Source organism: Acidobacteriota bacterium (genome assembly GCA_038040445.1).
GTDB lineage: Bacteria > Acidobacteriota > Blastocatellia > UBA7656 > UBA7656 > Onstottus_A > Onstottus_A frigus.
On record JBBPIG010000018.1, the window covers coordinates 83,304 to 108,326 of the forward strand.

General features: G+C 58.1%; 27 protein-coding genes. 8 read left to right on the top strand and 19 right to left on the bottom strand.

The window, feature by feature from the left end:
• Positions 1 to 17: 17 nt before the first annotated feature.
• The 3 genes from AABO57_18985 to AABO57_18995 all read right to left on the bottom strand — a co-directional run bounded on the left by AABO57_18985 (position 18) and on the right by AABO57_18995 (position 1,185).
• A complete protein-coding gene (locus AABO57_18985; protein ID MEK6287809.1) occupies positions 18 to 356 on the bottom strand; it encodes a PadR family transcriptional regulator in 339 nt (112 codons plus the stop codon).
• A gap of 164 nt (positions 357 to 520) precedes the next feature.
• A complete protein-coding gene (locus AABO57_18990) occupies positions 521 to 688 on the bottom strand; it encodes a hypothetical protein (GenBank protein MEK6287810.1) in 168 nt (55 codons plus the stop codon).
• A 221-nt stretch (positions 689 to 909) separates the two neighbouring features.
• On the bottom strand, positions 910 to 1,185 hold the full coding sequence (locus AABO57_18995; protein MEK6287811.1) for a DUF5678 domain-containing protein: 276 nt from the start codon (positions 1,183 to 1,185) through the stop codon (positions 910 to 912).
• Positions 1,186 to 1,333: 148 nt separating this feature from the next.
• Between AABO57_18995 and AABO57_19000 the strand changes: the two genes are divergently transcribed.
• The 6 genes from AABO57_19000 (at position 1,334) to AABO57_19025 (ending at position 6,490) form a co-directional block, all read left to right on the top strand.
• Positions 1,334 to 1,816 carry a hypothetical protein gene (locus AABO57_19000; protein MEK6287812.1) on the top strand — a complete coding sequence of 161 codons (483 nt, stop codon included), beginning with the start codon at positions 1,334 to 1,336 and terminating at the stop codon, positions 1,814 to 1,816.
• Positions 1,813 to 2,910, top strand: coding sequence for a fatty acid desaturase (locus AABO57_19005; protein MEK6287813.1), 1,098 nt, complete (start codon positions 1,813 to 1,815; stop codon positions 2,908 to 2,910). The genes AABO57_19000 and AABO57_19005 overlap by 4 nt, the downstream gene beginning before the upstream one ends.
• On the top strand, positions 2,907 to 4,658 hold the full coding sequence (locus tag AABO57_19010; GenBank protein MEK6287814.1) for a sulfatase: 1,752 nt from the start codon (positions 2,907 to 2,909) through the stop codon (positions 4,656 to 4,658). Before AABO57_19005 ends, AABO57_19010 begins: the two co-directional genes overlap by 4 nt.
• A 249-nt stretch (positions 4,659 to 4,907) precedes the next feature.
• Positions 4,908 to 5,477: a class IV adenylate cyclase gene (locus tag AABO57_19015; GenBank protein MEK6287815.1), complete on the top strand. Its 570-nt coding sequence runs from the start codon at positions 4,908 to 4,910 to the stop codon at positions 5,475 to 5,477.
• Positions 5,478 to 5,717: 240 nt separating this feature from the next.
• Positions 5,718 to 6,059 (top strand): DUF5678 domain-containing protein, encoded by a 342-nt coding sequence (locus AABO57_19020; protein ID MEK6287816.1) that lies wholly within the window; start codon positions 5,718 to 5,720, stop codon positions 6,057 to 6,059.
• A 2-nt stretch (positions 6,060 to 6,061) separates the two neighbouring features.
• Entirely contained in the window at positions 6,062 to 6,490 is a 429-nt protein-coding gene (locus tag AABO57_19025; GenBank protein MEK6287817.1) for a retropepsin-like aspartic protease, read from the top strand.
• Between the two features lie 209 nt (positions 6,491 to 6,699).
• Here AABO57_19025 and AABO57_19030 read toward each other — a convergent pair whose 3' ends face one another.
• The 10 genes from AABO57_19030 to AABO57_19075 all read right to left on the bottom strand — a co-directional run bounded on the left by AABO57_19030 (position 6,700) and on the right by AABO57_19075 (position 17,307).
• Positions 6,700 to 7,878, bottom strand: a complete 1,179-nt coding sequence (locus AABO57_19030) for a photosynthetic reaction center cytochrome c subunit family protein (GenBank protein MEK6287818.1) — start codon at positions 7,876 to 7,878, stop codon at positions 6,700 to 6,702.
• Positions 7,857 to 8,264: a hypothetical protein gene (locus AABO57_19035; protein ID MEK6287819.1), complete on the bottom strand. Its 408-nt coding sequence runs from the start codon at positions 8,262 to 8,264 to the stop codon at positions 7,857 to 7,859. Before AABO57_19035 ends, AABO57_19030 begins: the two co-directional genes overlap by 22 nt.
• Positions 8,261 to 8,689, bottom strand: coding sequence for a hypothetical protein (locus tag AABO57_19040; protein MEK6287820.1), 429 nt, complete (start codon positions 8,687 to 8,689; stop codon positions 8,261 to 8,263). The genes AABO57_19035 and AABO57_19040 overlap by 4 nt, the downstream gene beginning before the upstream one ends.
• A 109-nt stretch (positions 8,690 to 8,798) precedes the next feature.
• A complete protein-coding gene (locus AABO57_19045; GenBank protein MEK6287821.1) occupies positions 8,799 to 9,431 on the bottom strand; it encodes a sigma-70 family RNA polymerase sigma factor in 633 nt (210 codons plus the stop codon).
• Positions 9,432 to 9,763: 332 nt separating this feature from the next.
• Entirely contained in the window at positions 9,764 to 10,189 is a 426-nt protein-coding gene (locus tag AABO57_19050; GenBank protein MEK6287822.1) for a type II toxin-antitoxin system VapC family toxin, read from the bottom strand.
• Positions 10,190 to 10,396: a hypothetical protein gene (locus AABO57_19055; protein ID MEK6287823.1), complete on the bottom strand. Its 207-nt coding sequence runs from the start codon at positions 10,394 to 10,396 to the stop codon at positions 10,190 to 10,192.
• 51 nt (positions 10,397 to 10,447) lie between these two features.
• Entirely contained in the window at positions 10,448 to 12,742 is a 2,295-nt protein-coding gene (locus tag AABO57_19060) for a TonB-dependent receptor (protein ID MEK6287824.1), read from the bottom strand.
• Between the two features lie 222 nt (positions 12,743 to 12,964).
• Complete coding sequence (locus tag AABO57_19065) at positions 12,965 to 14,905, bottom strand: pyrroloquinoline quinone-dependent dehydrogenase (protein ID MEK6287825.1); 1,941 nt, start codon at positions 14,903 to 14,905, stop codon at positions 12,965 to 12,967.
• A 628-nt stretch (positions 14,906 to 15,533) separates the two neighbouring features.
• On the bottom strand, positions 15,534 to 16,811 hold the full coding sequence (locus AABO57_19070) for a sorbosone dehydrogenase family protein (protein ID MEK6287826.1): 1,278 nt from the start codon (positions 16,809 to 16,811) through the stop codon (positions 15,534 to 15,536).
• Between the two features lie 118 nt (positions 16,812 to 16,929).
• Positions 16,930 to 17,307: a hypothetical protein gene (locus AABO57_19075; protein ID MEK6287827.1), complete on the bottom strand. Its 378-nt coding sequence runs from the start codon at positions 17,305 to 17,307 to the stop codon at positions 16,930 to 16,932.
• Positions 17,308 to 17,393: 86 nt separating this feature from the next.
• On the opposite strand from AABO57_19075, the gene AABO57_19080 reads away from it, so the two are divergent.
• Entirely contained in the window at positions 17,394 to 17,786 is a 393-nt protein-coding gene (locus AABO57_19080) for a VOC family protein (GenBank protein MEK6287828.1), read from the top strand.
• A gap of 8 nt (positions 17,787 to 17,794) precedes the next feature.
• On the opposite strand, the gene AABO57_19085 is transcribed toward AABO57_19080, so the two are convergent.
• From AABO57_19085 to AABO57_19110, 6 genes are all read right to left on the bottom strand, one after another.
• Complete coding sequence (locus AABO57_19085) at positions 17,795 to 18,013, bottom strand: dodecin (protein ID MEK6287829.1); 219 nt, start codon at positions 18,011 to 18,013, stop codon at positions 17,795 to 17,797.
• Between the two features lie 155 nt (positions 18,014 to 18,168).
• Positions 18,169 to 18,732 (bottom strand): class I SAM-dependent methyltransferase, encoded by a 564-nt coding sequence (locus AABO57_19090; GenBank protein MEK6287830.1) that lies wholly within the window; start codon positions 18,730 to 18,732, stop codon positions 18,169 to 18,171.
• 149 nt (positions 18,733 to 18,881) lie between these two features.
• On the bottom strand, positions 18,882 to 19,691 hold the full coding sequence (locus AABO57_19095) for a prolyl oligopeptidase family serine peptidase (GenBank protein MEK6287831.1): 810 nt from the start codon (positions 19,689 to 19,691) through the stop codon (positions 18,882 to 18,884).
• Between the two features lie 437 nt (positions 19,692 to 20,128).
• On the bottom strand, positions 20,129 to 20,908 hold the full coding sequence (locus AABO57_19100; protein MEK6287832.1) for a LytTR family DNA-binding domain-containing protein: 780 nt from the start codon (positions 20,906 to 20,908) through the stop codon (positions 20,129 to 20,131).
• A gap of 62 nt (positions 20,909 to 20,970) precedes the next feature.
• Positions 20,971 to 22,086 (bottom strand): histidine kinase, encoded by a 1,116-nt coding sequence (locus AABO57_19105; protein MEK6287833.1) that lies wholly within the window; start codon positions 22,084 to 22,086, stop codon positions 20,971 to 20,973.
• Positions 22,087 to 22,203: 117 nt separating this feature from the next.
• Positions 22,204 to 22,491, bottom strand: a complete 288-nt coding sequence (locus AABO57_19110) for a hypothetical protein (GenBank protein MEK6287834.1) — start codon at positions 22,489 to 22,491, stop codon at positions 22,204 to 22,206.
• Positions 22,492 to 22,792: 301 nt separating this feature from the next.
• On the opposite strand from AABO57_19110, the gene AABO57_19115 reads away from it, so the two are divergent.
• Positions 22,793 to 24,865 (top strand): S46 family peptidase, encoded by a 2,073-nt coding sequence (locus AABO57_19115; GenBank protein ID MEK6287835.1) that lies wholly within the window; start codon positions 22,793 to 22,795, stop codon positions 24,863 to 24,865.
• Positions 24,866 to 25,023 lie beyond the last annotated feature (158 nt).

A 25,023-nucleotide genomic window follows, 5' to 3' on the forward strand; every position in this document is an offset into this window, starting at 1 on the left:
CTCTTGCTCTTTGCCCTTTAGCCCTCAACCGGGTTCACTCTCGCTACACGATCGAGTGCGGCGAAGAAGTCGGCCCAGGTTTGACGTTGCTCGGTGAGGACTTTGCGCCCTGCGGACGTGAGCTTGTAATACCGGCGCCGGCGCTGCCCGGCCTTCTCAACCCAGCGGCCATTAATCCACCCGCGAGTTTCCAGGCGGTAGAGCAACGGATAGAGCGAGGCGACGTGAAACTGAAGTACGCCTTCCGACCTCTGCTCGATGAGCTTGGCGATTTCGTAGCCGTGTCTCGCGCGTTCTTCGACCAGCGCGAGTATCAGCATCTCTGCGCTGCCTCTTTTGACTTCCTGGTTTAGCATATGGGATCTCAATATATGGCGTCGCCATATATACTTCGAATGTTGGTGCAAAGTCAACAGCCGATGGCAATAACGAGTCCGCTTACAGGAGTGAGAGGGGTACAGTTGAAGAAGCGCGAAGGATCGTTTGGCCTCAGCAGTTTTGACTCAGGAAGCAGGAACGGTTAGGACTTAAGCTGAACAAGGAACTCGTGAGGCGGCGCCAGCAGAATGACCCGGCGGGTCGGATAGGTATAGATTACGTCGAAGTTGTTGGTTACATCGCGGCCGAGAATAGAAACGTCGCTGGTTGTTTTATCAGCGAAAACGGCGAACGGTCCTTGAACATTCACTTGTTTTCCATCGGCACGGACGAAAGCTAGACGACTCTGGATGAAGAGACAATCAACCTTGCCACCTACGCCGCCTAATTCCGGGGTGTCGTCAGCCGGCAGAGCGAGTTCAGCAAGCATCGAGTAGGAACATTACCGCCTGCCAGCTTCCCGATGGTGTCTGGACGGCGGCGTCAACTACCGGTCGCAGAACGCCGTCCCTGAAGAGATGCCAACGACCGTCAATACGCATAGATGCGCTCGCGCCTCTCGCGCGGGACGAACTGCACAAACGGCTCGTCGTCGGGGTGCTTCTCGGCGGCCAGCCGTCGTGCCTCCGAGGCTTCGTCGGCGACAAACACCTCGCCATCGGTCACTGCAAGGTACTTACCGGGAAACCGCTCGAAGAGTGCCGCCCCGTGCGCGGTCAACCATTCTCCGTTGCGTCGGAACCGCGCCATACGCGCGTTGAATTCCAAGTCCTGTGGCTCTTCAGTTATGATGAGCTTGTGGTTCACGCCCCTACGATATCATTCTTCGTGAACCGCAACAATCACGACGTTATGACCTGGGTCTTTGCAGTTCGAGCCACCTGCTGGGCTGCCTAAAGGGAAGAAACTACAACGCTGCTCCGTCTAACCTTCAAACCACCGAAAGGAGACTCTTATGATTAGGAGAATCACCGTCGTCGTGGCGCTCATCGCCTGTTTAATGTTTTCCCTTTTCACACTCGAAACAGATGCATCCGACTGGATCGGCATCTATGCGCGCATCGACAAGGTAGTCTTTGAGCCTAATGCGACAGCACCCGAACGGATTCAGATCTGGGGGGCGTTCGCGCTCGCGAGCAAGCAGGATCGCAATAGCTACGACTCCGCCAGGCGGGGCTATCTCTACTATTCAATCAAGCCGGGCAAGGAGGATGTCTGCCGCAAGGAATGGGCCGACCTCAAGGCGATCGCCGGCACCGGCCAGGTAATCGGATTCGGGGGCCGCAACATGCCGATTGGCCTCGTACGGAAGGCCGATGACAAAGCGACCGATCCCGATGTCTATCCAGTGGGCTACGGTCTGATGAAGATGAGCGAACGTGGAACCGATTACCCGCCGATCCATGAGTTGAGGTCGCTTCCAAGGGAGCCAAAATGATTGAGGCTCGCCTGCTCCGGCAGGCGAAATGGGCCAACTGGGATCTTCTGCTCGTCGCGCTTGCGTTGGCGCATGGCGGTCTGGTTTTGGCCTGGCCTTCGATCCCGCTCATCGCGCTCGGCCTGTGGTGGAATGCGAATAGTATCTCTCACAACTTCATCCACCGGCCGTTCTTCAGGGCACGCGCGCTGAACGGCATGTTCTCTTGCTACCTCAGCCTGCTGCTCGGTTTTCCGCAATCGCTTTGGCGCTCGCGCCACCTCGCTCATCACTTCGCCCGAGAGGGCGGGCGAGACCGGCCTGAGTCGAGGCTCGCGCCGCTCGACATCGGCGCCGCGATCGCGCTGTGGTGCACGCTGCTCGTCTTTGCTCCGGCGTTTGCGCTGACGGTTTACCTGCCGGGCTTTTTGCTGGGCATCGCCCTATGCTACTTGCAGGGACACTACGAGCACGGTCGCGGGACGGTCAGCCACTACGGCAGCCTGTATAACCTTCTGTTCTTCAACGACGGGTATCACATCGAGCATCACGCGCGCCCAGGCGCGCACTGGCGAGAGCTGCCCCAACAGAGAGCAGAGAACGAAAACGCGAGCCGCTGGCCGGCGGTGCTGCGGTGGCTTGAGTGCGTGAACCTGTGCGCGCTCGAACGCCTCGTCTTGCGGTTGCCAGCCCTCCAGCGATTTGTGTTGAAGCGTCACGAACGCGCAATATGCCGGTTGTTAACCGAATTGCCGTCGCCCCGGCGAGTCGGAATCGTTGGCGGCGGACTGTTCCCGCGCACGGCGATTATTCTAAGCCGGTTGCTGCCCGAGTCGAAGCTCGTGCTTATCGATTTGAGCGCCGATAATCTCGCCATTGCCCGGCGTTTTGTGACCGGCGACGCGGAGTATATCAACGAACGATTCGCGCCTGATGTGCCGTGTGATTTCGACTTGCTGACAATCCCTCTCGCATTCGCCGACGACCGTCGCGCGATCTATCGGCGGCCTTCCGCCCCGGCCGTGCTGGTGCACGATTGGATCTGGCGAAAACGCGGATCAAGCGTGATCGTTTCGTGGTTCCTGCTGAAGCGATTGAATCTGGTGAGACGATGAGAGCGCTAGCGTTGCTGGGCGTATTCGTCATAGCGAAGCTGGTGATTCTTGCGGGACGCCCAATTCAGCTCTCGGTCTGGACGCCGATAGCATATTTCTGGCAGGACGTGCTGGTTGCGCTGGCGTTCGCATTGCTGGACGGCATAGTGAGGCGGGCATGGTTTGGCTGGACACTGTATGCAGCAGCGGTCGCGTATGTGACGATCAATGTCGGCGTCGCGCGGGTGCTGTCGTCTCCGCTCACCTGGCCGATGCTCGGTGCTGCGGGCGGGGCGCTCTCGGATTCGATCAAGCGTCACGCTACTCCGGCCAACTTCGCGGTGATGTCGGTTGTCGTTGCAGCCGCCGTAGCCTCTCCATTGTTTCTTCGACGCATAGAGCTGAAGTCTCGCGCCGCGCTGATCATCCCGGCGTTGGTTCTCGTAGCGATCGGCCCGCTCGCTAGTTCAAGAGTCGATGCCATCGGCTTGGATCGCAACGCAATCATGGCGCTCGCCTCGAGCGCACTCCCGCGAATCTGGTGGCGCTCGGCTGATGCTGGAGCTGATGAGGACTGGCAGGTTAGCCCGGTTGCCGGTGACATTGCCCGCGAGGATCTGTCTCGTTTGCGGAGCAGCAGCGCGGGCCGCAATGTCGTGTTGATCCTGCTCGAATCCGCGGGAGCTGAATACCTCCAGCCCTACGGCTCAAGCCGCGATCCAATGCCCAATCTTTCAGAGCTCGCGCGGGCCGCCATCGTGTTCGACAACGCCTATGCAGTCTATCCTGAGAGCATCAAGGAACTCTTTTCGGTGATCTGCTCACGCTATCCTGCAATGGACACCGCGAGCGAGAACTATTCGTGGATCACGACTCCATCGCTTGCTGCGGTGCTCGGACGAGCAGGTTACCGAGCCGCGCTCTTTCACTCCGGCCGATTCATGTACCTGGGTATGTATGACGTAGTCGCGAATCGCGGCTACGAGGTTTTGGAGGACGCGGGCGCGATCGGAGGGAATCACGAATCGAGCTTCGGAGTCGACGAACCCTCGACGGTGCATCGAGCCCTTGGCTGGATCGACTCGCTGGCGCCCGGCGAGCGGTTCTTTCTCACGTACCTTCCGGTTGCCGGGCATCATCCTTATGACACGCCCGAGCCCGGCCCGTTTCCCGAGGGAGCGGATTCCGATCGCTACCTGAACGCGCTGCACTATGCGGACGCCGCGCTGGGAAGTTTGATCGAAGGACTAAGAGAGCGCCGCCTGTACGATCGCACGCTGTTCGTGATCTTCGGCGATCATGGCCAGGCGTTTGGCCAACACGAGGGGAACTACGGACACTCGCTCTTCCTTTACGATGAGAACCTTCACGTCCCCTATCTGATCGCGGCGCCAGGACTGATCGACGAACAAGTGCGCGTCACCCGGACGATCAGCCTGATTGACACCGCGCCAACGATCCTTGATCTGGTTGGGCTGCCGCCACCGGCGGGATACCAGGGAAGCACCGCGCTTGAAGCCGAGCCGCGACTGGCTCTTTTTTGTACCGACTATTCTTTGAGATTGCTGGGGCTGCGCGACGGCTGCTGGAAGTACATTTACGAGATGGACTCGGGCCGCTCGAAGCTGTTCGACCTGCGCGAAGACGCTTCGGAGCTGACGGATCTGTATCTCCTTTATCCGGATCGAGTGGCGGCCTATCGCGCGCACCTCGAGCGTTGGAGCTCGGCACAAAAAGCGCTCATCGCGAATCGAGGGAGCGGTCCGTAGGATGTAGCAATTGGCCAATCGATTCCATCGCGACCGAACTCTGCCAACCCGGAAGTTCGCCGAGACTTGCCCTGGGAGCGCCCTGGGAGCGCAGGCATCCCTGCCTGCCTGGTGTTGTCGCGAGAAAGCTGATCGCCGTTAGCGGAAAGCACCCCCACGGATGGCTGCGCTCCTAGACCGGCCGATTGACGGTTGCGCGGCACGCAGTGAATAATACGGCTTCGAATGAGCCAGGCCCCCGAGACCCCCGTGACAAAAGAAACGAACCTTGAAGCAGAAGTCAAAATCGCTTGCGGCGATCTGAACCGCCTACGCAAGGCAGGTTTCGAGCTAGAGGTTCTCGAACCGCGCCACTTTGAAGACAATTGGCTGTTGGACTCGGCGGATAAAACGCTCCTGGCCCACGGGGCGGCGCTGCGCATCCGCGCGGTGGAAGGCCGAGGCTACGTCACCTACAAAGGCGTCGTTCACGAGGGCGGCTCGACAGTCAAAGTGCGTGAGGAAATCGAAGTCGAGACTTCCGCGCCCGATCAAATGTTTGATTTGTTTGAACGTCTGGGGTTTCGGCGCTCGTTTCGCTATCAAAAATATCGAACCACTTACCAGCTCACCGTTGATGGCGCCGGCCTCAAAGTAGTGCTTGATGAAACGCCGATGGGGACCTTCATAGAGATCGAAGGCGATGAGACGAAAGTAGCTCTGGTGTTCGAAGCTGCAGGATTCTCTGCCGGCGAGATTGTTCGCGAAAGCTATCCGGAGCTTCAGGCGTCGCGTTGCAAAGAGCGGGGCGTCCCGCTCGAGGACCTGGTTTTCAAATAGTCAGTAGCGAGGCGGCGCTCATAGGAAATGCTCGCGAGGTTGACGGCAAGTCTGCCCTCACGTCACGGACCTGGAGGTTGTAGCTCACTTCATCATAATCGACACTCCCGGTTGGCGAGGCCAACCTATCAAGAGGGTAAATTCTCGGAAGCAGAAGATCAGCGCTTACGCCACCTGCAAAATGCGGAGGCTTTGAGGTAGGATTACCAAAGCAAACGAGCCGAAAAAGGAACACTACACATGTCAGGCAGTACGATCGAAGACATCCTCAGAGAGATCGCCCAATTGCCACAGTCTGAGCAGAACAGGCTTCGACACTTGCTCGACCAGCGGGAGGATCAAACGGCCTCTCGTGACCGCGCTGTTTCGCTTGCTCCGGTTCCAGACAGCACGCGTGAGCTGCAATGGGTTATTGCTCACGCACCCCAGTACGCCGGTCAGTGGGTAGCGCTCGATGGCGATCGCCTAATCGCGCACGGACCAGTTGCCAGTGAGGTCTTTGACGCGGCGGATGCCGACGGCGCACATCTCCCCTTGATCACTTTCGTTGAGCACCCAGAGAAGGTGTACGCAGGCTTCTGAAGATGCCCACCCAACTCAACTTCGATGAAGAGCTTCGGTATCCAGATGATCCGTCAGGGATCACCATACCAGTGCTGCTGACTCACGGTGAGAAGTCTCTTCGGGTTACCGCGAAGGTTCTTCGCGTTACCGCGAAGGTAGACACGGGTGCTCAAGTCTGTCTCTTCGCGCAGGAGGTTGGGTTGAGACTTGGGCTCGAGGTTGAGCAAGGTACGCCGATAGTCCTATCCAGCATCGGCGGTTCAGTGGATGCGTTTGGTCATGAAGTCTTTCTTCAAGCCGGCAAGCTTGCGTTCGAGAGTCGAGTTTACTTTGCCAAGTACCCGGGCTTGCCCCGCAATGTGCTGGGGCGTCAAGGTTGGCTGCGGAATCTCAGATTGGCTGTCATTGATTACGATAGCTTGCTCTATCTGAGCGCGTATGACTCGTGATCACGCATTCGTCTCGGCAAGCACAATCCGACCGGATAGCGTAAGGCAGATTTGCGGATCTTTGCGTCTTTGCGAGAAACAAGGACCGGGTTTACGAAAAGATCGGTTACGTACTTGAGACACGGCCGGGGTTCGCGCAAAGAGGCAAAGATCCGCAAAGGTCGCAAAGAAGTTATCGACCGTGTCTTGTGATGTGATTCTGGTCGTGGCTACCTGGCTCGGGGCTGAAACCTGGAGCCATCGACAATTGTGTTGAGCCTGATCTCGGTGAACTTGCGGACAAACCCAAAAGGCGGGCGAGACCACGTGATCGTGAACGGCAGCTTTACTCCGCTCACCTCGCGATAGTCATCGAAGTCCGTCACCTCGGGGATCGAACCAAAGGCAGTCTTGAACGCCACGTACTTGCGAACTAGCAACCCGCTCTGGGCGTCGAAGTAGAGCTTCTCGCGATCGTCCTCGCGCGATGTCGCCCCAACGACATAAGCTTCTCGATCTCCGACCTTCTCCTTCGCGAGCACTCTCATTTGCGGATAGCTCTCTCTGATCTTCAGATACCTGAAGAAGTCAGCTTCGCGTTTCGTCACGGCCAATTCTTTGCCGGCCATCTCACGTTGCCCGCGCAAGTCTTTGGTCCAGCCTTTCGAGCCGTCGAAGCCTTCCGCGGTAGCGCCAGGTGGATTGTTCCTGATGATCAGCAGTTTGTCGGGCGCCGCTTGAATGATCTCGATTGGAAGCGTCTGCGGAGGTGTCATTCGATCGGTTGTAGTCTCGGCGCCGCGTGACACTCGCGTCTTAAGCTTTTCAATCGCAGCCGCTCCGCCAACTGCGCGAATGTATCGCTCGATGACTTCATCTGTGGAAGGCAGCGCCGCAGGCTTCGCAGCGACCACTGTGACATCGGGCGCCGGACTCATAGCTATATCGATAGGCGGGAGCGGCTCGGTGTTGTGCTGGCCTCGGTGGCAGGTGTAACAGGTGATGGCGGGATTGTTGCTGAAACTCTCTTTGTTGAGATTGCGCGTCATCGCAATCATTTTGCGCGCGGCGAGTTTCGCCGACTTTGCATCGCTGTCCCAGGGATTGGTGTGGCAATGAGTGCAGTCGACTCCCATCGAAGCCGACATGAAATACATCACGCCGTCGAGTTCCGACGCCGGCAGTCCCGTCAGTACCTGAATGTTCTTGTAGACTTGCTCGGCGGTCTTCTCTTCGCCGGCAGGCGTTTGTCGAGCCGGCGGATCAAAAGCGGCGGTTTGAATCTCGGTACCTAGTAAGCAGACAGCCGCCACGAGCACTGCCCCACTTATGGAATGAGTGCGGGTGGCTCGATCACCTCGGAACTCCGTTACTTCTATATCTTCGGCTATTTCTTCGGCTCGGGGCACCGGCAGTCCTCCTGCGTGACTATCGTGTCAAACCGCTCTTGCTGATCGGCGGCCAGCAGCGCTCGCATCTGGCCGCGCGCTCTCTCACGCACAACGTCGTAGCGCGGGCGCACATCGGCGCAGACTGCCTTGTAGTCGTCACGCGTTCGATCGAGTATCCCGCGCATCGAGGACGCTTGCTCATCGTTCAATGTAAGCTCGCGCTTTAACGTTTCAAAGTAGGCATCGGTATCGCGGATCGACACCGCCGCCGTCTGATTACCCTGCGTCGTGTTGCTCCGCGATCGATAGATCCCATCGAGCGAGGCCCCGGTTAAGCCGCCAAGCGCAAACACTATCAGAAACACGCCCCATATCTTTACCTGGGCTTTTCTTTGAGAATTCATTTTGGTTCCTTTCCTCCCTCGTCAGCAAACAGGGTCGCCAACACTTCTTCGGTTGAGATCGCGCATTCGTCGGTCGTCGACAGCGCACAGGTCCCGCCGGTCACGACGCGGCTGATATTGTCGGCGGCTGGACTGGCAGCAGGATTTGAGACTGGCGCGTTTGCTCTTGAGACCCAGAACGCCAGCGCAGCCGCAATCGTCACCAGCAACAAAGCGGCGACCGCGCGCGACGCAACTAACAGTGTCGCGAACCACCCGCTTCCCTGCTCCGCCGGCCGCTGAAACTCAGATTCAATCCGAGCGCGCAGTCGCGCGTGAAGAAAGGGCGACGAGCCTATCCTCTCAGCCTCGTCCTCGCCTATTCCCCCGCCTCGCGCGACGATCCTGGTCAATCGGTCGAGTTGTTCATCAGATGTTTGATTCATTGCGTTCCCCCTATTCACCGCGGAGGCGCCGAGATCGCAGAGATTACGCAAAGACTCTCTGCGTTTTCTCTGCGTCCTCCGCGTCTTTGCGGTGAACGGTCATTTCCCTTCACACAAACTCCCCGAGCACACGGCGCAGCGACCGTCGCGCTCGGTGAGCCCGAACCTTCACCTTGGAAACCTTCCATCCCATTAGCTCCGCAATCTCGGCGACTGTCAGTTCCTCGGCGTCGAGCAGCGTGAGCACCAGTCGATCATCGGCGCTCAACCGCGCAAGCAGCTTATTCGCCAGGTCACGCGAAATTGCGGCGGACTCGGCATCCCGATCTGTTGATCCCGACCCCACCCGCGCGTTCAGCCAGACAATCTCGTCACCAGTGATATCGCTGATAGAACCTTCAGGGCGGCGGCGCGCTCGCCGCAACTCGTCATAGCAGGAGTTGATCGCTACGCGAGAAAGCCATGCGGCAAACGAGGGCCCGCGCTCGGACGAGTAAGCTCCCATAGCGAAATAGACTTTTGTGAACACATCTTGAAGTATCTCTTCGACTCTCTCCGGCCGATTGAAGAAGCGCCCAACCATTCGGGCGACGCGGCGTCGATGGCGTTCGAAGATCTGCTCGAACGCCGACTCATCGCCCGCGACTGCGGCCTCGACCAGCGATTCATCCGTCGCCTCGATTGGCGCTGACAGGAATGGCTCGATGGTCGCGAGATCTATGTTGCCAGCGGTTTCATCCATTCGAGACATTCGATCTAAGTTTGAGGGCAGCTCGCGAGTTTCTTAGCGAATCGGCGCGTGATGCGTAATGCGTGACCCGTGACCGGAGCGCGCATCTGCTGTCTCACTTCTATTGGCGCATGAACAGCAATAAGTATTAACGCTCGGGAAAGGGATCTGGTTACGACCGCGGTATTGTTTTCGGGTTCAGCTTCAACGAGAGCCCGCCGGGAATCTGACGCCGATGCGCACAATCAACGACGGACCCGCCATCAAGCCGTCGTGGCTGATCCTGTAGTGTTGACTTGACTTAGGACATTCCCGAAAGCGTCAAACGATCAAGCAGCTTCAATCTAAGAAATCCAGTCTTCAACTCGGAGGTTAGGGACTCGTCTAAAATCCACAAGGTTCCTCGAGAGCAGAGTCGCGTCATTAGCCAATACGACAGCAGCGATCTTAAGGTCCATCGTACCGACCCGTGTGCGAACACCCTTCAGCCGCTGATACTCCTGAGCAGCAGATTCATCAAAGTCCAAAACAAGGATGGACCGGTAGCCGTCGAGTTGTTCTCTCAGTCTCCGATATGCGTCGATCTGTTGAGCCATAGTTCGCGCCCTGGATAGATACGCAAGCCGACCTCTCATCTGCTCCTCGAAGCTCACGATTGTGGTTGACACACCCTCCGCCTCGACGAGTTTCAGCTTTCTAAGTAAGAGCTGACGGTCGAAAGTGCCACGATGCTCAAGCAGACTGAGATGGTCGGTGTCGAGTACGTACATTCACTGTTTCTTAGATCGACGCTTCGCCGTCTTCGGTCGTTGCGATTCTCGATACGCCCGGCCGAGGGCCATAGCTTCGTTGTAAGTAGGGTCATCATCAAAGGTGCCCGCGATCTTTTCCCACCACGGCTGATGTTGCGCCGCCTTCAAGCGCTTCATCTCGGCCTCGAGCGCCGCCACCCGCAATTCGAGCTCTTTTACTGCCATCGCCTCTCTCCTCTGTAGGTCATCATAAGCCACCGCCACCCACGGCTCAACCTATCGCCCGCCGATTGTAAATCTCAACCCAACACGAGCCAGCAGCGGGGGGCCGAGCGTTCTGATCGGGGTACGGCCGATGTCGTAGCGTTGATTGAATAGGTTTTCAATGGCGCCAAACACTTCAACTCCGCCACCGAGAGAGCGCGACGCGAATGCATCAAGCGTGAAATATTGGTCGAGCCGGAATTGGTTCTGGTCGTCGTCAAACTGTGACCCGCCGGCGCGCCCTTGAAACGCGACGGTCACCACGCGCGGGTCCGAGTAGCGCGCTTGAAACGTCATCACATGACGCGGAACCTGCGGAATGAGCAAGCCCTCCAACGAGGTGTTAGCCGGAAACTTCAACACTGTAGCATCGACAAATTGATACCCGCCTGAGAGCGTAAATGCGTTGGTGATGCGAGCCTCGGCTTCCATTTCCACGCCGACCGAACGCGTGCGGCCAAGGTTCTGGCGCTGCCGGGTTATCAAAGCGGGCGTAACGGTTAACGTGACGTTGGCGATCGGTCGAGTAAGCTCGGCCCAGAAGAATGTTCCGCGAACGTTGAGCCTTCTATCGAACGCCGCAACGCTGGCTCCCGCTTCTCCGCCGGTGAGCCGCTCGGCTTGAAGCTTGTCGTTTGCGAGCGTCAGAACGTTGCCCACTCGGAATGAGCGATACAACTCGTTCAGCGTCGGCGCTCTGAACGCGCGGTAGCCGGACACCATCAGCGAGATGTTGTCGCTCACCTTGTGAAGCAACGACACCCGCGGACTGAATGCGGTCTCGATTCGATCGGCAAACCGGGTAACCGTCACCGGAGTCTGAGCCGGAAGCGGACGCGACGCCAAAAAAGCGTCGTAGTTGCGCCAGCGATCTCCTCGCACGGCCAGGGTCAGCAGCCATCGCGGAGTAATGCGAATGATGTCTTGTCCGAAGACGCCGAGTGTTCGCTCGCGCCCTCCCACTCCCACCGTCGAGGTTACGCGGCCGGCTACAAACACAAGCTCATCACTCGCGCCTCGCACCTCGCGCGCATCAACGCCGGCAACAAGAGTCTGCCGCGATCCAGCCGCGCGCGACCACTGGCTGACAAAGCCCACCTGCTGAGCCGGCACTCGCTGGCTGCGCGTAAACGTCTCGCTGTTGCGATCGGCAGCGACGGCCGTGAAGTCTTGATTGTAGATCTCCGTGAGCGCGAAGGCCCGAGCGGACAAGGAGCCGGCGCGCATCGACTGAAGGTCGCTTCCGATTGATAACTGGCGAATGTAGGTGTTGTTCGTTTGTAGCGGCGTGCCGTTCTCGCGGGCCTCATCGAAGATCGAGCCGCGCAGAAAGACCCGGCCTCTATCTGAAACCAACCGTTGAAGCGTCAGCTCCAGTGTCTTGTGCTCGGCTCCGGCCTTCGTATCGACCACGCCGCGTTGCGCTTCATCGACCAGCACGTAACCATCGGTGTGAAAAACTTCAGCCGAGAGATTTGCCGCCCACTGAAACAATCCGCCGCCGGCGAAGAGCGACATATCCGGAGTCTGCTGGTTACCGTACGAGGCTTCAAAGGAAAGCGCCGCGTCGCGCGCATCGCGGGTGATCAAGTTGATCACCCCGCCGAGCGCGTCCGTGCCGTAGAGACTCGATGCGCCGCCTTGAACGACTTCAATGCGGTTGATCGCTTCGCGGGGAACTCGACCCCAGAAAATCCATCCGCCAAACGGGTCGTTGATGGGAATGCCATCGGCGAGAACGACAGCGCGGCTGGCGCCGCTTGCCCCAACCCCGCGCAGCGACACACCCTGCGAAGTAGGATTCGCGGTGCGGCTGCCTGAGCGGCGAAACAATGAGAAACCCGGAATCTGTCGCAACGCATCGTCAATCGTCAACGCTGCGGTGATTGCGAGATCTTCCTTGGATAGCACGGCAACGCTTGCGGCCGTGTCGCTCACCCGAGTCTCGGTGCGCGAGGCCGTAATCGACATCTGTTCCGATAGCCGTTCCGCAGCGAGCGTAATCCGGATGCGAGCCGAGTCCGCGTCGCCGGCGTTCCAAACGCGACTGGCGGTTTCGAACCCGCGCGCGCGAATGGTCATCATCGCGGCGTCGCCTTGCGCGTCGAAAACGAAACGGCCTTCGGCGTCTGTCGTTCGAGTGACCGTCGCTGCCTTGTCGGCGAACGTGATCTCGGCCCCGGAAATTGGGGCGCCGGCCTGATCCGTTACGACGCCTTCCACCTTCTTGTTGCCCTGAGGCGCCGCGTACGCATGAACGGCAACAGAGAGAGCAACGAGAACGAGTGCGAATTTCAATATCTTCATTCAGCTCACACCTGGGTACGAAATCCGTGCGAATCCGTCAAACCCGTGTCATCGGTGGTCTATGAGTTCGCGGGAATCGTATTGCCAGCGCCGCATAGACCACGGATGACACTGATTCGACTGATTTGCGCGGATACCGCTCCTTCACTAGTGAAGCGCATGTTACAGGTCGCTAGCCTCTCAAGATTAAGCCGGCGTCCCACACACAGGGTGCCCGGCGGGTTAAGGGAGCGCAAATGCTACGACGTGGTCGCCCATCTTAGTTCCCAGCTTTCCGTGCCCGCCCGCGCAGATCACCACATACTGCTTGCCGCCAATTTGATAAGTCATCGGAGTCGCCTGGGCGCTCGCGGGCAGTGGAACCTTCCAAACTTCTTTGCCGGTTTCAACATCGAACGCTCGCAGATAAGTATCCATCGCAGCGGCGATGAACACCAATCCTCCAGCGGTCACCATCGACCCACCGAGGTTGATCGAACCCCAATTCCTGGACTCCGGGAAAAAGCCGAGCTGCGCAATCGTTCCGAGCGGCACTTCCCATCGCACTGCGCCCGTCCCGAGATCGACCGCAGTCAACGCGCCCCACGGCGGCGGATTGCACGGCACGCCGCTCGGGCCGCGAAGGTGCTCGCGATACATCGCATAAGGCGTTCCTGTTTGGCGGCCAAACTCGCCCTTGAATCGGCTCCCTCCCCCCGATGCCCGCAAACTGTTGTACTCTTCGCGCGGGATGAGCTTGACCAGCGTAGCCACCCGATTCGTGTTTGTGATCAACAGCCCGCGGGTCCGATCATAGGACATTCCGCTCCAGTTCATCCCGCCGGCGTTGCCGGGAAAGACGATCGTGCCTTCGAGACTCGGCGGAGTGAATAAGCCTTCCGAGCGAGCGCCGCTGAGGAGCTTGCGGCAAGCATCGCGATCGGCGGGTGTTATTCCGAAGGCGTCCTCTTCGGTGAGCTTCTGCGGAACGATCGCCTTCGGAAGCTTCGGGAAAGGCTGAGTGGGCGAAGCCTCTTCGCCGGGAACGGTGCTCTTAGGCACGGCGCGTTCTTCAACTGGGAACAGCGGCTTGCCGGTCGCGCGATCCAAAACGAAGATATGGCCGATCTTCGTTCCCACTGCGACTGCGGGAATGCCGCGGCCGCCGCGCTTCACCGTGATAAGCATCGGTTGCGAGGCTACGTCGTAGTCCCACAAATCGTGATGCACGACCTGAAAGTGCCAAACGACTTTGCCGGTTGCGGCGCGCAACGCGACCACTGAATTAGCGTACTCGTTGTTGCCTTTGCGTTCGCCGCCGTAGAAGTCGGGGCTCGGGCTGCCGGTCGGGACAAACACCAGATTGCGCTCGGAGTCCACCGAGATGATCGACCAGGCGTTGGCGGCGCCGGTTCGTGTAGCGCTCTCACCTTGCCAGGTCCTTCGCGCGGGATCATTGGTGTCTTTGGGTATGGGGTCCCAACTCCAAGCGAGCTTGCCAGTGCGAGTGTTGTAGGCGCGAACGACTCCGCGCTCGAGCTCGACGCCTCGATTGTCACCCATCGACGAGCCTACGATGAGCAGATCGCCGATCACCGCCGGAGGCGAAGTGACTTGGTAGTCGCCACGATCGACAAGCCTCACGTCGCGAGTCAGGTCAACCTGTCCGTCCTGTCCGAAGTCTTTGCAAGGCTCGCCGGTCGCCGCATCCAGAGCGATCAAGCGCGCATCGATAGTCGCGACATAAATTCGGCGCTTGCCGGTCTTTCGATCTGCCCAGGTGGAAACGCCTCGCGAAGTAATCTCCGAGTAGCCTTTGGTTAGATCGACCTTTGGATCATAGCTCCAGCGTTCGGTTCCCTTCTCAGGATCGAGCGCGATCACGCGATTGAATGGAGTGCTGAGATAGAGGGTGCCGTCAACGAAGATCGGTGTCGCCTCGAACGCAGCGTTGTTCACCGATCGGCCCTTAACGTCCGAGGCCCCGGTTCGATAAGTCCATGCCACCTTCAGAGTTTTAACGGTATCGAGATTGATCTGCTTGAGCGGGGAATATCGCGAGCCTCCGGGATCACGACCGTAAGCGGGCCACTCGCCGTCTTGCTTAGCGGAATCGCTTGCGGCGACCGCATTGAGGTTGAGAAATAAGCTAACTGCAATAGTGACCGCGCTGCAGATTGGCAGCGTACGGGAGAATGAACTTAGACAGCACCGTGGTTTCCCACAACGGGATCGTTCGTGCAATGTTGGAGTGGTTCCTCGCTTCAATTTCTTTCGTCCACCGTTTGCGAAGTATTCATCGCCGGGTCACACGTTCGTTTCAGGCTGGCGTCACGTCGATTTGCGGTATCGAGTATCGTAGATTTATGACGCTTGCGCAAATACGAAGTAGCTCCGGAGTGGTGACTTGGACTGCGATATGGGCTGCGGCGGGGCTCGACAGATTTGGACCGGGCGGCGTGCGCGTCATTTTGGAACAGCCGCGCCCCGCCGCCGCTTTGGCTCAGGCGTCGGGAGTTCGCAAAGACGGAGGATTGACTAGCCAAAGCGCCGCCACTGAACACGCACTACACAGACGCGAATCGGGCGGCGCGCTCCATATGGACTGAGCCGGCCTACGCCGTTTTTGTGCTGATCGAGCGCCTGGGCTACCATCGCCGCGACAACGAAGTCAACGAACTCGCGGAGTAGCTAAAGGGAACAGACCGCGGATGACGCGGATGCGACGGATTTTCACGGATAATATCCGCGTAAATCCGCCCAATCCGCGTCACCCGTGGTCTAGCCGCCTTGTTGCTGACCATGCCAATCTCTACTTGCTCTTCGAATAACTCACGCGCCAGATCTTGTTCGCACCATCGTCCGTGATCAGCATCGAACCGTCCTTCAACACCAGCAAGCTGACCGGCCGGCCCCACACTTCCGCTTTGTCTTCTCCAAGCATCCAGCCGGTGACGAAATCATCGTAGCCGCCCACCGGCTTCCCGTTCTTGAATCTTATGCGAATGATCTTGTAGCCGGTGCGGTTCGTGCGATTCCACGATCCGTGCAACGCTACAAACGCGTCGCCCTGGTAGTCAGACGGAAACGACTTGCCTTCGTAGAAGACCATACCCAGAACCGCTGAATGAGCCTGAATCAAAACGTCCGGCACAACCGCTTTCGCCACAAGGTCCGGGCGCTCGTCTTTGCGACGCGGGTCCTCGTGTTGACCGATGTATCCGTAAGGCCAACCGTAGAACGCACCGTCTTTGATAGCCGTTACGTATTCCGGAACCAGATCCTCCCCGATCAGATCGCGCTCCTCGACCGCCGCCCAGAGCTGTTTAGTCGTCGGGTTCCACGCAAGTCCGACAGGATTGCGAGTACCGCTCGCGTAGATGCGATGACCCGTCCCGTCGGGATTGTATTCGGAGATCGCCGCGCGGATCGGCGGTTCGCCCGCGTTCACATTGGACCCAGAGCCGACGGCTACGTACATCTTCGTGCCCGCCTGATTGAAGATCACGTTGCGAGTCCAATGTCCGGGCCCGCCGGGAAGCTCAGCAATCTTCTCGGGCTCGCCCGCGGCCTGGGTCTGACCCGACTTGTACTTGAACCGCACGATGCCGTTGATATTGCCGACATAAAGGTAGTCGCGCCAGAATGCGAGCCCGAACGGGCGTGTTAGACCCGTAGCGAACACGAACCGCTCGTCGACCCGGCCGTCGCCGTTCGAATCACGCAGGATCGAGACGCGGTTGGCTTGCGGTTCACTGACGAACACATCCCCGTTTGAAGCAAGCGCCATCGACCGCGGCTGCTGCAAATCGCCTTCGGCAAAAACGTCGATCTGAAAGCCCGGCGGCAGCGTCAACTGCGCGCCCTCCGGCCTCGGAATGACGCGCGACTGATTGCGCGGCCCAGTGAGCACCTCCGGTGGCGGCAGGTCCGAGACCTTTATGTCATAGTGGCGAAGCTCGTTTGGCCGCGAGGTCTTTATCGGCGACTGTGCGCAGGAGAAACCGACTAGGATGAAGGAGCCAACGACCAGAACCGAGACGCATGCAAAGGCCCATCTGATTGAAGCAGCGACGTTCCTAAATCTCATTCTTACCTCCGAGCTGGATATCGATGTGTTACACAATTCTCCCACAAAGCGAGGCGAATCAAAAAGGTTGGTAGTGTCGAAATCTTGTGTTGATACTGTCTAGTCGACCTACACAAAATTAGGACACCACCAAAAGTTTGGGGGGAGGCTCGAGCCCTTTTCTTGTGCCCGCGGGCTGTCGATCATTTATAATCGGGCAATGCCGAAGCGACAGATCGGGGTGGAAGTTTTGATAGAAGACCATCTCTGGAGCGAAGCTCAAAGCCAATACGTGTATTCGTTTCGCTGCCCGGCCTGCAGCCAGTTGAGACTCATCCCCGAACTTGGAATCTACCGATGCGACTGCGGCTCCTGGCTGATCGTAACCAATCAGAGATGAGAGAATGATGCGTGATGCGTGAAACGTGATGCGTGATGCGTGATGCGTGAAACGTGATGCGTGATGCGTGATCGCGACTCGTGCGGCGACAATGATAGTATCCGGTCTGTCACGCATCACGCATCACGCATCACGCATCACGCATCACGGTTCACGCATCACGGTTACTTCACAACAAAAAAACAGGATAGGGGGGAACGGCTATGACGGAAGCAGCGGCCCAGTTCGGGCTATCGAGTATCGGACAGATTTCAGTAAACACTCACGACGTGAAGAAGGCGATCGCATTCTATCGCGACACGCTTGGAATGAAGTTCCTGTTCGACACGGGACACATGGCTTTCTTCGATTGCGGCGGCATACGGCTTATGCTCTCTACGCCGGAAAAGCCTGAGTACGATCATCCGAGTTCGTTCATCTACTATCGAGTTGCGGATATTCAGCACGCGTATGAGCTTCTGTTGTCGCGCGGCGTACACTTTGAAGAGAAGCCCACCTTCGTCGCGCGGCTTGCTGATCACGATCTGTGGATGGCTTTCTTCCGCGACGTAGACAACAATCCGCTGGTGCTGATGAGCGAAGTACCGCGGGCCTGATCACTCCCTCACTGGGCGCTATCATCGTGGAGCTTGAAGAAGACCTCGAGCGTTACCTGGTATTCGATCTCGCCGTCTCGGATAGCGCCCCGTTGCTCGCAGACTTCAAACCAACGCAGATCGCGGATCGTCTTACCTGTACGCTCGATTGCCACTTCGATCGCATTGCTGAAGCTCTCGTTCGAGGTCCCGACGATTCTAATCCCTTTGAAAACGTCTTTTGCCATTGCCTCTCCTCTCGATCGTTGATGCTCCTACGTTAACACACCGCGCGATCAGTAAGAACGTGGAAGAAGAGCATGGAGTTCAGGCTTTAGCCTGGTTGTGTGTCGGACAAGGAATGTACAACCAGGCTAAAGCCTGAACTCCATGCCCTTCTTTCTCACGCGTCTCTTTTTGCCGCGCCTCGGTAAATCTCTCCCAGGATCCGCGGGGTGTCGGGCATCTGGTAGCGATCGAGCTCGATCATCTCAAAACCCGCCGCTCTGATCATCTGATCGATCTGTCGATTCATATTGCAGCCGCATCCAATGAGCTTCTCAACTGGGTTCCAGAAGTCCTGCCGTTTTGCGACTCGCGGATCATCGCTGCGGCCGTGCTCTAGAAAAACGTACTCGCCTTCGCGATTGAGTACGCGCCGGATCTCTGCGAGTGCCGAGGCGGCGTCGCGTATCGAGCAAAGAGTGAACGTAGTAACGACACCATCAAACGCCTCGTCTTCGAAAGGAAGTCGTCCGCTCGCGTCGAGCTTGATCAGCTCGACGGGCAAACGGGCTTCGGCGATTCTCTTGTCGACTCGGCGCGGCAGCATCCGTTCACTATCGATGGCGGTCAGCCTCGTCACCTGCCGCGGATAGAAGCCCAGATTCAGCCCCGTCCCGAAGCCGACTTCAAGCACGTTTCCGCGCAACCGAGCCAGCGCTTTGCGGCGTTGTTCTTGAACCATCGCGTTTCCCAGACCCCAATCAAGAAGGCGCGGGAAAACATAGTTTGAATAGATGCCCATCTCGATTTTGGATTTCCGATTTTGGATTTTGGATTTGGATTTGGATTCTCGTCTGCACGATCTTCAATCCAAAATCGCAAATCCAAAATCTATCGCTTGGAAGTTTTCAGTTTCTGCGCGAGCATCCACCCAAACAGTTCGGGCTCGGCGTAAGCCTTGTCCCACGAGTTGTGACCGATCCCTTCATACTCGTTGTAGCGAACGTTTCCGCCCGCCGCCTTCAAAGCCTCGACCATCTTACGAGACTCGGAGACAGGCACAACCGGATCCGCTGCTCCGTGAAAGACCCACACCGGAGTCTTACCAACCTTCGAAGCGACGGCGCCATAGGGATCAGCCGCAGTACCGGGAGGTGCTGCTTCAGGTGGGAGCGAGAGCCGTGGCGGAGGGCGAACGCCTCCGCACACGACAGCATAAGCGGCGAATCTGGCGGGGTTGCTTGCAGCCATGAACCACAAGCCGTAGCCGCCCATCGAGAGACCTGTAAGATATGTTCTCTTCGGATCGCCGTTGAATTCTTCGACGGCTTGGTCGAGCGCCTTCAAGGCTTGCGCTTGCATATCGCGCTCGGTCCACCAGCGGTTCCGGGGACATTGCGGAAGGACGACAATGAAACCGAGGCTCTCGCGCTGCCGCAAAAGCGCAGGGCCGATGCCCACGTTGGTTTGAGCCACGTTGTCGTCGCCTCGCTCGCCCGCGCCGTGAAGAAAAAGAATCACCGGCCACTTCTTCTTCCTGGTCCATCCCTTCGGTGTGAAAACCCTAAAGCGATACTCGGTCGTCCCGATCGTGATAGCGCGATTCTGAAACGCTTCACCATCCTGGCTGGCGCGACCCGGCAACGCCAGCAACAGGGCGCCGGTCAGCGATAGCATTGTCACTCCTCTAGCCGTGAACATCCCGATTCCTCCCGCAACATCTTAATCACGCGAAGAGAATCAGCACAATGCCGTAAGCGAACTGCCCTCTGCCTTAACGAGTCGATGACACGATCATTTAAAGTGCAATAAAAGGGCAATCCCACCAACGCAGTTGGTGGTTCGTTCATACTCAGCCTACAACGATGATGCGTGCCGATCCGCTCGTGGAATTCAACCAACGCAGTTGGTGGTTCGTTCATACTCAGGCTACAACGACAATCCTTGACCTTCTTGAACAGCTTTCTCGAATGTAGGCCGGGTATGAACCATCCACCAACTGCGTTGGTGGGATTCAAAAGTAGGCGTGACCGTCTTCGAATGTAGGCCGAGTATGAACCATCCACCAACTGCGTTGGTGGGATTCAGAAATAGGAGTGTGCGTCTTCGAATGAGGCCACCGCCTCGGCGGCATTCGTCTAGAAGCCGAGACGCTGCTTCAACGCCCGCACCCGATCGCGGGCCACCGGAAGCTCGGTCCGCTTCTCGTCTTTCAAGCGCACGACCACGCCTCCCGCGAACCACGAATGCACCTCCCGCACGTGATCCAGGTTCAGCAACGTCGAGCGATGTATGCGAATGAACTTGTTGGGATCGAGCTTTTGCTCGAGCTCGCCGATCGTCGAGTCGACGACGTAACTCTTATCCGAAGTCACGGCATAAGTCAGCTTGTCCCTGGCAAGAAAATGCGTGACACGGCGAAGCGCGATGAACTGAACGCGGTCGCCGCTTCGTGACGCGACCTTATCCGCGTAACCGGCTCCGCCTGATCGCAACGCCGCGGCGAGACGCTCGACTACGTCGCGAAGGTCGGGTCTTGTCGCGCTTCCGCGAAGCCGCTCGATCTTATCGATCGCGCGATCGAGATGTTCGCTTTCTATTGGCTTGAGCAGGTAGTCGATCGAGTTCACTTCGAACGCGCGCAGCGCATATTGATCGAACGCGGTCGTAAATACGACCAGCGGCTGCGAGGCCAGCCGCGACAGCAGCTCGAACCCGTTCAGCCCGGGCATCTGGATGTCGAGAAATAAGGCGTCCACGTTCTCGGTGGATAGAAAACCGAACGCGGCCTCGGGATCGGTGGTGCTGCCGACGACTTCGACTCGGCCGGTAGCCTTTAGCAAGCGCGCAAGCCGCTTCAACGCGAGCGGCTCATCGTCTACAAGAAAAACGCGAAGTAGAGGTTGAGTCGCGCTCATACTGGTGCACGCGTATGGGAGCGCGGCGGCCCGCCCCGCCGATTGCGCCCTAAGCTTAAGTCCTAAACATAGGCGGGCGGGACTCCAGCGCTCCAGGGAATCGAGATCGTAACCGCGGTAAGATTATCGCGTCTCGACAACTCCAGCGCTGCCTGCTCATCAAACAGCGCGGTCAATCGCGACTGAAGATTGTCCAGCCCATGACCGGCTTTGATGGCATCCGCATTGAAGCCGGGCCCGTCGTCGCGAACTTCGATGGTCACTCGACTGCCGGCCAAACGCGCGGTGATGCGAACTTCGCCGCCCTCGCGCCTCGCCGCAACCACGTGCTTCAGACTGTTCTCGACCAGCGTCTGCACGGACAAAGGCGGAACCTCGATCGCTTGAAGCTCAGCCGGAACATCAATCGAGTAGTGCAGCTTATCGCCAAAGCGCGCCTTCTCGATTTCGAGATAGTCATTGACGATCTTCAGCTCACGGCCGAGCGGCACCGTGCTGGTTTGATTCGAATCGAGCGAGAACCGCAGAAGGGCGGCCAGCCGTTCCACCAATCGCTCGGCCAGCTTCGGGTCCTCCTGAATCAACGATGAAATCGAGTTGAGCGTGTTGAACAAGAAGTGAGGATGGATACGCGACTCGAGCGAAGACAGCCGCGCTTCGATGGCGAGCTTGCGCGCGCGCTCTTCTTCGAGCTCTTTCAGTTGGAGCTTGCGAGTCGTTACTTCAAGTCTATGCTTCAGGCCTTCGTACAGGTACCTGCTCACGCCGATGATCAGCGCGATTACTATCGCCACCACAAGCGTAGACCGAAAGTACACCCAGTAATGCGCCGGCGGAAAGATGCCCATCCTGGTCAAGATGAACACCGCGATCAAGCAACCAATCGCCGACAGCATGAGCAGAGTGGTCACGTAGTAAACCCAGCTAAGAGGGAACGGCTGACGTGCGCAGTGAGGCGCTACCCGAGGCATCACCAGCGCCATTATGGTTCCGCAGCAGTTGGCGTAGACGAGCGACGTGATCAGCACGCTGACGAGCTGCGAACTCGTCATACTGGTGGTCAATAGCCAGTTCAGCACGAGCACGGCCAGCGCGGAAGAGGCGTTGACACACAGGATCAGAACGAGCGTAAGCGCAAATGATTTTCGCCTTGCCGGTTGATCAGCGATGCTGCTCATCTTTACGCTGCATAATCGGATGAACGGCAGGAAAGGGCAGACAAAGCCCGTTACTCGGCGAAATTCGCCGACTTGTTGCACCTGGGTTATGAGGAATCGCGGTCGCGATCGAGAACCCTACGGCCTTCTCTTTTCTAGCTCATCGATCATTATGCTTCTGACGTCCAGCTCCTCCCCGGCCACCGACTGCAGTGCGTCTACAGCACTATTGAAGTGAAAAGTGTCGCGATCGCCCCCGAACATGTACCACTCAGGCACGCGTCGCCCTACGAGCGAATATGCCCAGTACATCAACGAGGCGTACATATCAACGTCTTGGTTGCTCCGTTGAATGTTCTCAATGTTGCGCACCCCGATTCGAATTCGAGACTCGCTGATGTGAATTGAATTCACAGAATCACTCATACAAGTACCTCCCTTTTGTGTCCCCATATCCAGTCGGAGGTTCAGTCTCTCGTCAGGTTAGGGCGGTAAAGTTTAAGGCATCTGTCAAATGGCGAGTGAACGACATGGCGCCCCGCTGGGGCGCGTATCTCTCTGGACATTCTCTATAAACATGCAACCCCTAACGGAGTTGCGGGCGCAGACCGGACAGTCTTTGAGTAACTCCGTCGCTCTCGGCGCGGCGTTCCACGGCGAGATTCTGACCCAATCACTCGGCAGTACTTGATCGAGAGCCGGGCGATCGGCTACGTTTGTTCGTGCTATGAGAAGACTAAACACCGCCGCGATAGTACTGACGTTTCTGATCCAAGCTCCGGTGCTGCATGCCGACGATGGGATGTGGACCTTTGACAATCCGCCGCGCAAGCAGTGGAAAGAACGCTACAAGTTCGAGCCCGCTGACGCGTGGCTTGAACACTTGAGGCTCGCGTCGGTGCGCTTGAACGACGGCGGCTCCGGATCGTTCGTCTCGCCCGACGGATTGATGGTGACCAATCAGCACGTCGCGAGCGGCCAGCTTCAAAAAGTCTCGACCAAAGAAAAGGACTACACCAAAGAAGGCTTCTACGCGCGAACAAGTGATGAAGAGCTTAAATGCCCCGACCTCGAATGCAACGTGCTCATCTCCTATGAAGACGTTTCTGCTCGCGTGCAATCGGCCGTCAAGCCGGGCGCTTCCAACAAAGAAGCGAGCGAGCAGCGCAAAGCCGTCATCGCGGCGATAGAGAAGGAAGCTGCGGCGAAGACCGGCCTGAAGTGCGACGTCATCTCGCTGTATAGCGGCGGCGAGTACTGGTTGTATCGCTTCAAGAAGTACACCGACATTCGCCTGGTCTTTGCGGTCGAGGAGCAGATCGCTTTCTTCGGCGGCGACTACGACAACTTCACCTATCCGCGTTATGACCTCGATGTAGCTTTCTTCCGCGCCTACGAAGACGACAAGCCGGCGAAAACCCCGCACTACTTCAAGTGGTCCGCCGCGGGACCGGGCGACAGCGAGCTCATCATCCTGCCAGGCAATCCAGGCTCGACTGCCCGGCTGCTGACGCTCGCCCAAATTCAATATCAACGCGATGCCGGCAATCCGCTTCAAAAGCAGGTTTGGACTTCCCGCCGCGATGCGCTGATGCGCTACGCCGAGCGCGGGCCGGAGCAGGCCCGGCAAGCGGGCACGACAATCCGCTCGCTTAACAACTCGCTCAAACGGCTGGCCGGCCAGCAAGAAGGCTTGATGAACTCGCGGATGATGGGGAAGAAAGAAGCCGAAGAGAAAGCGCTACGCGACGCGGTCGCGGGGCGAGCCGATGTGAAAAAGGCTTACGGTGGGTCGTGGGAGCAGATAGCCTCGGCTTACAGCGAGCTTCCGGCGATGGCCGCGCGGATCGCGTTCTCGAATCTCACGCCCTCGCGTCTGGGAACGATCGCGTCCCAACTTGTGCGTTACGCCGAGGAAATACAGAAGCCGAATGACAAACGCTACGACGAGTTCCGCGACTCGAAGCTCTCGTCGTTCACGTTCGCGCTGATGTCGCCCGCGCCGATTTATCCGGAGATGGAAGAAGCGGTGCTCACGGCCTGGCTCGAAGAGGGGCTCAAGTCTCTTGGCCCGAACGACCAGTTCATCAAAGCTGCGCTCGGCGGCTCGACTCCCGCCGCAGTGGCGAAGCAAGCAGTCAGGGGAACAAAACTCGGCACCGTCGCATCGCGCGAGGCGTTGCGGTTGGGCGGCGCCGACGCGATCGCTAAGGCAGACGATCCGATGATCGTGCTGGCGCGGCGCATCGAGCCGATCATTCGTGAGCTGCGCGCCTGGAACGAAGAGAAAATCCTGAACGTCGAAGCGAGCGCCGGCGAGATGCTCGCCAAGGCACGATTCGCGGTTTACGGAAAGAGTTTACCGCCCGACGCGAACTTCAACTTGCGAATCAGCTACGGGCGGGTGTTGGGTTACGAAGAAGACACGACGCTTGTGCCCTACAAGACGACCTTCTTCGGGTTATACGACCGCGCTCGGAGCTTCGACGAGAAGCCGCCTTACGATCTGCCCGGGCGCTATCGTGAAGGCAAAGACAAATTGGATCTCTCAACTCCGTTGAACTTCGTGTACACGGCGGACACGATCGGCGGAAACTCAGGCAGCCCGGTGATCAATCGCAACGGCGAGTTGGTGGGGTTGAACTTCGACAGCAACATACAGAAGCTGCCGAATCGCTACTGGTACGTTGATGAAGCAGAAGGCGGCCGCGCAGTCGGGGTTCACAGCGCGGCGATCATTGAGGCGATGAAGAAGCTGTACGGGGCGGACAAGCTGGTGAAAGAAATTCTTGGTCAGTAGACGCGGTAATCGTTCTTTTACTGCGAGGCCGTCGCTGAGATTGACTAATTGCCGCGTCAGAGCAGGCTTATACTTCGGGTATCGCCGTGCAGAAGGCAGTCTTGAAACTGTGAAGAGCACAACCACGCTTTGCGGCAGAGGCATAAACGGAGGATCAA